Origin of the sequence: Streptomyces sp. NPDC059853 (genome assembly GCF_042731495.1) — a bacterium.
GTDB lineage: Bacteria > Actinomycetota > Actinomycetes > Streptomycetales > Streptomycetaceae > Streptomyces.
Genome location: NZ_JBHWJL010000231.1, coordinates 1 through 8,575 on the forward strand (window position 1 = coordinate 1; position 8,575 = coordinate 8,575).

Consider the following 8,575-nt stretch of genomic DNA (forward strand, 5'->3'; position numbering starts at 1 on the left):
TCCCCGCTCAGAACGGGGAGGAAGGGCTGACTCTCTTCGAGCAGGAAGCGCCCGAACTGGTAGTGCTGGATCTGATGCTTCCGGGCATCGACGGACTCGAGGTCTGCCGTCGTCTGCGCGAGAGGTCACAGGTAGCCATCATCATGCTGACCGCCCGGGGCGAAGACCTCGATGTAGTGGGGGGTCTGGAGGCCGGCGCCGACGACTACGTGGTGAAGCCGGTGCAGCCTGCGGTGCTGGACGCCCGTATCCGCGCGGTTCTCCGCCGGTCGGTGAGCGACCCGGAGGGAGTCCGCAGCCACAAGGGTCTGCGCATCGACACGGAAGCCCTCACCGTCACCCTCAAGGGCGAGCCGGTCTCCCTGACCCCGACCGAGCTGCGACTCCTGCTCACCCTCTCGCGCGCGCCGGCCCGTGTCTTCACGCGCGAACAACTGTTGGAGGACGTCTGGGAGCACGGATACCTCGGTGACTCCCGGCTGGTGGACAACGCCGTCATGCGCCTGCGCGCGAAGCTCGGAGAGAATCACAACCGGCCCGAGTACATCCAGACGGTCCGCGGGTTCGGTTACCGCTTCGGACCCGTATGAGGCACGGGGCCGCTGCTCGTCGGAGACGCGGAAGTGACTTCGGCGTTCGCCGCCTGCGCGGCTTGCGGGCACGGCTCGTGGTCATCTTCGTGCTCGTCGCCATCCTGGGAGCCAGCGCGGTGGCGTGGGCGGGCACGCGACAGGCCGCACGCGCGCTGACCGAGACCAGCCAGCAGCAGTACGCACAGAATCTGGTCGATCAGCTCACCTCCTCCGCACCGAACATCGGGTATCCCCCCAGCCCGGAGGTATTGGAGCAGTTGCGCGCCACTGCCGGACAGAACGCCCTGGCCGTCTACGGGGACGCCAGCTCATCATCCGGTCTCTTCGCAGAGTCACCGGTACCCGTTGTCCCCTCTGCTGAGATGAGGCAAGCCGTCAGCCGGGCCGGTCCAGGCGGCCAGACATTCACCGAACGGGTCATCGTTGATGACACCGCCTGGCTGATCGTGGGCACCCCGGTGGTGATCACCACACCCGACGGCGCCAGGACCAGCTCCGGGGTGGAGGTCTACGTGGCCCAGAACCTCTCCGGTGTGGAGGATGAACTGGCCGTCCTGGTCCGCTCGGCGATCACCACCTCTGTTCTGGTGCTTCCGGTGGCTGTGGTGATGGCCCTCCTGGCGGCCCGCACGGTGCTCGCGCCTGTACAGAAGTTGAGCGCCACGGCCCGGCGGCTGGCCGACGGCGACTTGGAGGCCCGCACCGAGCCCCAGGGCGTCGACGAGCTCGCCGGTCTGACCCGCATCGTCAATGAGATGGCGGAGTCCCTGCAGGATTCGATGGTCTCCATGGCCAGGATGCAAGAGGACGCCAAACGGTTCGCGGCCGATGTCTCCCACGAATTGCGCACTCCGCTGACCACACTCACCGCCGCGGTGGAGATCCTGGGCGACACCCTGCGGCGCCGCGAGACCTCCGGGCAGGAGTCCGCCGACGAGGCAGACGCCCGCGAGTCGGCCCATCTTGCGATCACCGAGACCCGTCGGCTCGTCCAGATGGTGGAGGACATCATGGAGATCGCACGCTTCGACTCCCATACCGCCCCGATGCGCCGGGAGCCGACCGATCTCGCTTCTCTGATCAGCAGCTGTGTCCGTGCTCGCAACTGGAGCGAGCAGGTGGAGATCCTTCCCCGGAGCACCCGGGAGCCGGTCACCGTGGAGGTCGACCGACGGCGGCTCGACATCGTGGTGGCCAATCTGATCGGCAATGGGCTCAAGCACGGTGCGGCCCCGGTACGGGTGAAGCTTCTCCCCCAAGCCGCCGGCACGGCTGTGGAGATCACCGACTCCGGCCCCGGGGTTCCGGAGGAGCACCTAGGGAAGATCTTCAGCCGGTTCTACAAAGCCGATGCCTCGCGCGCCCGTTCGACAGGCAGCGGGCTGGGACTGGCGATTGCCCTGGAAAACGCCAAGCTCCACGGCGGTGACATCACCGTGGAGAACGCCCCGGAGGGCGGAGCCCGCTTCACCCTCTGGCTCCCCGGGCAGCCCCACGACCCGCGCCGCACGACAGGCACGGTCGATGACGACTAGAACCGCGCGCCCGGCCGCGCTCTCCTCCGCCCTGGTCGGTGTGATGATGCTCGGCGGCTGCGGCCTTCAGCCCTCCGGCGTCGAAGAGGGCCCCGAAGCGCCCACAGGACTGGCCCCGGGGGTGACGCTGTACTTCCTGGATGACGACGAGAATCTGATCCCCCAGCAGAGGGAGACCGGACAACTGGGCTCCATCTCCGACGCCGTCGGGCTGCTGCTGACCGGCCCGGGCAACTCCGGGCTGAGCACTGGTATCGACGAGACGACGGTGACCAGGGTGGTGACCTCGGAGCGGTCCGAGGTGATCGAACTGCGTCTGCCGCTCGCCCGTCATCAGGTGGAGGACGCCGGCGTCGATCAGATCGTCTGCACGACGGCCGCCACCCATGTACAGGCCGGCGGCTCCCCGGAGATCCCGGTACAACTGCGCTTCACCGACATCTCCGAGGAGCCCGCCGTGTGCCCTGTCCTCTGACCGGGACAGCCTCAGAGGAGATCCACGTCGATCTGCTGCCCCTCCGGTGCGGGCAGCAGCAGCCACAGGCACAGCAGCCCGGCGCTGACGAGGACCAACACTGCGGCTCCGCGCCAGCCGCGTGCCCAGCCGGCCCGAAAACGCACCGGATTCTCGATCAGGTGCGTGGACCCCGCAGCCAGCGTCAGCGAGACCACGATGACCAGCAGGGTATGGGTCCACTCACCGAAAAGCGCGATGCCCCCCGGCTCCATCAGCACGATCACCGGCCAGTGCCACAGGTACAGACTGTAGGAGATCCGTCCCAGCCACGTCAGCCCGGGAAACTCCAGCACAGCACGGAGCACCCCGTGGCGCCCACCACTTCGGTGGTGCTCCGCGCACAGCCCGATCAGCAGCGCAGAGGCCGCAGCATGGGCGAACAGGCCGCCGGTGAACAGACCGGGAGAGTCAGTACCGGTGACCAGCAGCCAGGAGCTCAGCAGCCCGGCGCCCAGCAGCAGCATCACCGCTCCTGCGGCTCGGCCCAGCCGACGGAGCAGCGCGGCGAACAGCCGACGGGCAGGCTCTGTGGCGGCCGAGGCGCCGAGCAGAAGAGAGAAGGCCCTGGTGTCGGTCCCGGTGTAGACGCGGGTCGGGTCCGTGGAGTCGAGCAGAAGGACCATCAGCAGTTGGGAGGTCGCTGCCAGTGCCGCGCACAGGATGATCACCGCCCCGCCCAGCGACATCGCGTTCCCTCTGTACCGGGGCCCCAGCACCGTGCTGAGCGAGGCTGCCAGCACCATCAGAAGCAGCGGCCAGAGGATGTAGAACTGCTCCTCGACGGCGATGCTCCACAGGTGGGCGAAGAGCCGGGACTGACCGAATGTCTCCCAATAGCTGGCGTCCTGGGCCAGCAGATGCCAGTTGACCAGGTGCAGTTGGACCCACAGCCCGTCCGACAGGGTGGTGCGCACCAGCTCCGCGCTTGCCGTCCTTACCGCTGTCGAGTGCTGCAGCCACCAGGTCGCCAGGGTCGTCACAGCCAGCATGGCAGCCAGGGCGGGGAAGAGCCTGCGCAGCCGCCGCGCCCAGAACCGGGCGAGGGAGAGGGAGCCGTTCGTGGTGATCTCTCGGAGCAGCAGTCCGGTGATCAGGAATCCGGAGAGCACGAAGAACAGGTCGACACCAAGGAACCCACCGCTCAGACGCCCGGTGTGGAAGAGCAGGACTCCGGCGATCGCCAGCCCGCGCAGGCCGTCCAGGGATGGGATGTAGGAGTGGTTCTTCTCTGTCGGTCTTGAGGGCAGTTGCGCCATGGCCTGGTGAGTCATGGGGGGAGCCTCGCCACCCCGGTTCGGCGCTTGATCACCTCGAGGTCGCAGTTGTGTCGCAGCCGGGCTGCGGGCCCGTGCGACACAACTGCGACATGCTCGCGATGAGGCTGCCGGTTGTCCCAGGGAGTTTGGGCGGCATGGATGCACAGACCACCTCATCCGACCGCGCAGACCCCTTGGGGCAGCCGCTCCCGCGCCGGTGGAGAAGAGCGCTGCCAGGAGCTCTCGCCGTCACAGCGCTGACGACCGTGCTGGCATACACCGCCCTCGGGCAGCCCTTGCGCACGGTCCCGGAGAACCTACGGACCCCCATCGCCCTCGACACGGAGGAGACACCGCATGAGACGCCGCCGGTCCTCCACCAGATCGACACGGAGGAGCCGGTCATCTTCGTGACCATCGACGACGGCCACCAACCCGGCCCGGCGGCCCTGGAGATCGTCCGTGAGCACCGGATGCCCGTCTCCCTGTTCCTCAACGAGCAACCGGTGAAGGATCACGCACCTCACTTCGAGGAGTACATCGAGCTCGGCCATCACGTCCACACCCACACCCTGAGTCACGTGGAGCTGCCCCAGTACGGCTTCGAGGAGCAGCGGCATGAGATCTGCGGCATGGTCGAGGTCCTGGAGGAAACCTTCGGTGACGACGGCGCCGTCGGATCCCTGCTCCGCGCCCCCTACGGCGCCTCCGACGCGACCACGGCGGAGGCCGCGGCAACCTGCGGCATCACGGCTATTCCCCATTGGAGCGGCACGGCCGAGGACGGGGCCGTCACCCTGGCACACGGCGACAGCTTCCGCCCGGGCGACATCATCGTGACCCACTTCACCGAGACCTTGCCCGAAGACCTGCGTGCCGTCCAGCAGAAGGCAGAGGCGGAAGGCTTCACCGTGGCCCGCCTGGAGGACTACCTGCCGTAAAGCCGCAGGAGCCCGCAGAGTTTCCCCGTCCAGTGTTGGCTGTACTGCGGACGGGAGCCGGGGAGGACGCCGTGATGAGGGCCGAACTCGCGTCCGGTCCTCCCGCGCCGGAGTGTCTGTGGCTGCGCTGAGGTTGATCGGTGGGCGCGCTGACCGTGGAGGGCAGTTCCGCTGCCTGCCCCAGTTCGAGGACCCGCCCGGCGGTGCGGTTCGGCATCGTTCACGCGCAGGGCGGCGTGGAGCAGGAGCCAGAACGAGAGTGAACGGCCCGGGGCCGCAGCGCGACACTGACCCGAGCCGACAGATCGCGGCAACGCCCTTGGCGGCGTGCTCATGGCCATCGCTGAGAGCCGCCCCGGCTCCGGCCCCGGACCGGGCCGGTTACTACACGTCGCCGACGACGCGCGTGACCGTCGTCGTTTCACAGACGAGCGGCCGACGGAATGCTCACCCTCCCGGTCCTGCGGACCGCCGCCCTCGCTGCCGGCTGCGCCGCGCACCACCTGGTCGCCGCTCGCCGCTATCCTGCCCTGTCCCACCATCGCGACGCTGACGTGACAGAGAGAAGCACCGACCATGCGGAAACCTCGCCAGGCGATCGTGCTCAGGGGCCACATCCGGTGCGGGCAAGAGCTCGACGGTCGCAGAACTCCAGAACATCCTTCCCGAGCCTTTTCTTGCCCTGGGGCTCGATACGTTCTTCGGCACGCTCCCGCACCGCTGGACCAGTGATGGGGAGCGCAGTTCAGAGGGGTTCTCCTACATCCGGGACACCGACCACGGGGGCCGTACCCGGCTGAGGATCGGGTACGGGCCGGTGGGTGCGCGCATGCTGGCCGGCATGCGTCAAGCCGTCTCCACACCCGTCGTAGGGGCGCTCACTGATTTTCCGAACCGAACTATCACGCAACGCTATCTCTCCGTTTCCACCCGCAGGGTACGGAGAATCAGCGGTAACACCCGGAGTGATCAAGGTGAGGTGAGGAAGGTCAGGCGGACCTGGCGGTGGGGATTGTCCTTGTTGGTGTCCACCAGGCAGATCGACTGCCACGTGCCCAGTTGGAGGCGGCCCGAGAGGACCGGGAGGGTGGCGTGCGGCGGGACGATGGCGGGGAGGACGTGGTCGCGGCCGTGGCCGCGGGAGCCGTGGCGGTGGCGCCAGCGGTCGTCCGCCGGGAGGAGGTCGCGCAGTGCGGCCAGCAGGTCCTCGTCGCTGCCCGCGCCCGTCTCCAGGATGGCGACTCCGGCGGTGGCGTGCGGGACGAAGATGTTGAGGAGCCCGTCCGCGCCGGGGGCGGTGTCGGCCAGGAACTTCTGGCAGCGGTGGGTCAGGTCCAGCACCGTTTCGGTGGAGCCGGTGGTCAGCTGGAGCACACTGGTGTGGAAAGAGTCGCTCATGATCCCCCACGCTAAAGCCTGGGCGCCCCCGGCGGGACGGGCGCGTGAGGCGCGCGTCGCGCGGGGGCGTACGCCTGGCGCGCGGGGTCCGGTGTCAGTGACGCGGTGACAGGGTGGAGTCGCGGACGATGAGTTCGGGCTCCAGCACGATGCGCTGGTGCCGGTGCCGGTCGGCGTCGTCACCGGTCTCCTCCAGCAGGAGTTCGGCGGCCTGCCGGCCCATCCGGACGGCCGGCTGGCGGACCGAGGTCAGCGGGACCGCCGCGGCGGCGGCGAACTCGATGTCGTCGTAGCCGACCAGCGCGACGTCTTCCGGGACCCGGACGTCCGCCGCGAAAAGGGCCTGGAGGACGCCGAGGGCCAGCAGGTCGTTCGCGCAGAAGACGGCCGTGGGGCGGGGGTTCATGCCCAGCAGCCGGGCGCCGGCGTCCCGGCCCGAGGCGACGTCCAGCCGGTCGGCCTCGATCACCCGGAGGGCGGAGGGATCGTGACCGGCCTCGGTGAGGGCGGCCAGGGCACCGTCGCGGCGGTCGCGGCACTGCTGGAGCGACATCGGGCCGCTCACAAACGCGATCGAAGGGTGACCCTGGTCCAGCAGATGCCGCGCGGCGAGCTTGCCGCCGAGCACGTCGTCCACCGAGACCGAGCAGCCCTCGGCGCTCGGCAGCACCCGGTCCACCAGGACGAACGGGATGCGGTGCCGGCGGAACTCGGCGAGGTTGCGGCCGGTCAGGTCGGCCGGGGTGACCAGGACGCCGCGGACCCGCTGTTCGGCGAAGAGGGAGAGGTAGTCGGCCTCCTCGGAGACGCTCTGGGCGCTGTTGCACAGCATGACGCCGAGCGAGGCGCCGCGCGCCACGCGTTCGGCACCGGAGGCGACGTCCACGAAGAAGGGGTTCCCCATGTCGAGCACCAGCAGCGAGATAATGCGGCTGCGGCCGGCCCGCAGCTGGCGGGCGGACTCACTGCGGACGTAGCCCAGCTCGCTGATCGCGCCCAGCACCCGTTCGCGGGTCTCCTCGGCGACCATGTGCGGGCGGTTGATCACATTGGAGACGGTGCCCACCGACACGCCCGCGTGCCGGGCGACCTCCTTGATCCCCACCGTCTGTGCCATCCGACCTGCCCCGTTCGTCGCTCCGCCGCGCCCTGCCGCCGGGCCATGGTATGTGCTCAGGGAAGGTGGAAGACCTCGGTGAGCGGCCGCATCGCCTCGTCCGGACGGGCACCGTCGAGCGATTCGAAGAATTCCCCCATCGCCGCCTGCCACCGCGCGTTGACCTCGGTGGCCTCCATGGCGCGCTGGGCGGCGGTGAAGTCGTCCGTCTCCAGGTAGCCCACCAGCACACCGTCCTCGCGCAGGAACAGCGAGTAGTTGCGCCAGCCGGACTCGGACAGGGCCTGGCGCATCTCCGGCCAGACATCGGCGTGCGCGGCGCGGTACTCCTCGACGCGGTCGGCGCGCACCTTCAGCAGAAAGCACACCCGTGCCATGCCCCACCTCTTCCTGAAAGGATTCATATCGACCTTGGCAAGCTAGTCACCCCGTCCGGCCGCGTCAAGATCGCGGCCCACTGCTCCCTTGACAGCGATCGAGTGGCCTCATAGCGTCTCTATGAAACGATTCACCTGCCTGGGAGCCCTGATCGCATGACCGCTCCATCCGCCGTCAAGGCGGCCCTGACCACGCAGTCCATCGAGACCCCGTCGTGGGCGTACGGAAACTCCGGCACCCGCTTCAAGGTGTTCGCTCAGCAGGGCGTGCCGCGCACCCCGCAGGAGAAGCTTCAGGACGCGGCCCAGGTGCACCGGTACACCGGCGTGGCGCCGACCGTGGCGCTGCACATCCCCTGGGACACCGTGGACGACTACGCGGATCTCGCCGCGTACGCCGGTGACCTCGGACTGCGGCTCGGCGCCATCAACGCCAATGTCTTCCAGGACGACGACTACAAGCTCGGCAGCGTCACCCACCCGGACCCCGCCGTCCGCCGCAAGGCGCTCGACCACCTGCTGACCTGTGTCGACATCATGGACGCCACCGGCTCCCGCGATCTGAAGCTGTGGTTCTCCGACGGCACCAACTACCCCGGCCAGGACGACATCAGGGCCCGCCAGGACCGGCTGGCCGAGGCGCTGGCCGCGGTGTACGAGCGGCTGGGCGAGGACCAGCGGATGCTGCTGGAGTACAAGCTGTTCGAGCCCGCCTTCTACACCACCGACGTGCCGGACTGGGGCACCGCGTACGCGCACTGTCTGAAGCTGGGTGAGAAGGCGCAGGTGGTGGTGGACACCGGGCACCACGCCCCGGGCACCAACATCGTGTTCATCGTGG

General features: G+C 68.8%; 8 protein-coding genes and 2 pseudogenes. 6 read left to right on the forward strand and 4 right to left on the reverse strand.

The genetic code is table 11. From position 1 onward, the window contains the following. From ACFV5N_RS20790 to ACFV5N_RS20800, 3 genes are all read left to right on the forward strand, one after another. On the forward strand, nucleotides 1-590 hold a 590-nt coding region (locus tag ACFV5N_RS20790; protein ID WP_385601882.1), incomplete at its 5' end, for a winged helix-turn-helix domain-containing protein. 77 nt (nucleotides 591-667) lie between these two features. Next, nucleotides 668-2,128 (forward strand): ATP-binding protein, encoded by a 1,461-nt coding sequence (locus ACFV5N_RS20795; RefSeq protein ID WP_385601884.1) that lies wholly within the window; start codon nucleotides 668-670, stop codon nucleotides 2,126-2,128. Further along, on the forward strand, nucleotides 2,118-2,603 hold the full coding sequence (locus tag ACFV5N_RS20800) for a hypothetical protein (RefSeq protein ID WP_385601887.1): 486 nt from the start codon (nucleotides 2,118-2,120) through the stop codon (nucleotides 2,601-2,603). The genes ACFV5N_RS20795 and ACFV5N_RS20800 overlap by 11 nt, the downstream gene beginning before the upstream one ends. An 11-nt stretch (nucleotides 2,604-2,614) precedes the next feature. Here ACFV5N_RS20800 and ACFV5N_RS20805 read toward each other — a convergent pair whose 3' ends face one another. Beyond that, a complete protein-coding gene (locus ACFV5N_RS20805) occupies nucleotides 2,615-3,916 on the reverse strand; it encodes an acyltransferase family protein (RefSeq protein ID WP_385601890.1) in 1,302 nt (433 codons plus the stop codon). A 251-nt stretch (nucleotides 3,917-4,167) separates the two neighbouring features. On the opposite strand from ACFV5N_RS20805, the gene ACFV5N_RS20810 reads away from it, so the two are divergent. Together ACFV5N_RS20810 and ACFV5N_RS20815 are read left to right on the forward strand one after the other, a co-directional pair. After that, nucleotides 4,168-4,842, forward strand: coding sequence for a polysaccharide deacetylase family protein (locus ACFV5N_RS20810; protein WP_385601893.1), 675 nt, complete (start codon nucleotides 4,168-4,170; stop codon nucleotides 4,840-4,842). Nucleotides 4,843-5,467: 625 nt separating this feature from the next. Then, nucleotides 5,468-5,566: pseudogene (locus tag ACFV5N_RS20815) on the forward strand (chloramphenicol phosphotransferase); the annotation flags it as partial. Between the two features lie 245 nt (nucleotides 5,567-5,811). Here ACFV5N_RS20815 and ACFV5N_RS20820 read toward each other — a convergent pair. From ACFV5N_RS20820 to ACFV5N_RS20830, 3 genes are all read right to left on the reverse strand, one after another. Beyond that, the gene (locus tag ACFV5N_RS20820; RefSeq protein WP_385601896.1) at nucleotides 5,812-6,240 is read right to left on the reverse strand and encodes a secondary thiamine-phosphate synthase enzyme YjbQ; all 429 of its coding nucleotides are present in this window, start codon (nucleotides 6,238-6,240) and stop codon (nucleotides 5,812-5,814) included. A 94-nt stretch (nucleotides 6,241-6,334) separates the two neighbouring features. Continuing rightward, nucleotides 6,335-7,357: a LacI family DNA-binding transcriptional regulator gene (locus ACFV5N_RS20825; RefSeq protein WP_385601899.1), complete on the reverse strand. Its 1,023-nt coding sequence runs from the start codon at nucleotides 7,355-7,357 to the stop codon at nucleotides 6,335-6,337. A 56-nt stretch (nucleotides 7,358-7,413) separates the two neighbouring features. Then, nucleotides 7,414-7,734 (reverse strand): L-rhamnose mutarotase, encoded by a 321-nt coding sequence (locus tag ACFV5N_RS20830; RefSeq protein ID WP_385601901.1) that lies wholly within the window; start codon nucleotides 7,732-7,734, stop codon nucleotides 7,414-7,416. Nucleotides 7,735-7,890: 156 nt separating this feature from the next. On the opposite strand from ACFV5N_RS20830, the pseudogene ACFV5N_RS20835 reads away from it, so the two are divergent. Beyond that, nucleotides 7,891-8,575: pseudogene (locus ACFV5N_RS20835) on the forward strand (rhamnose isomerase); the annotation flags it as partial.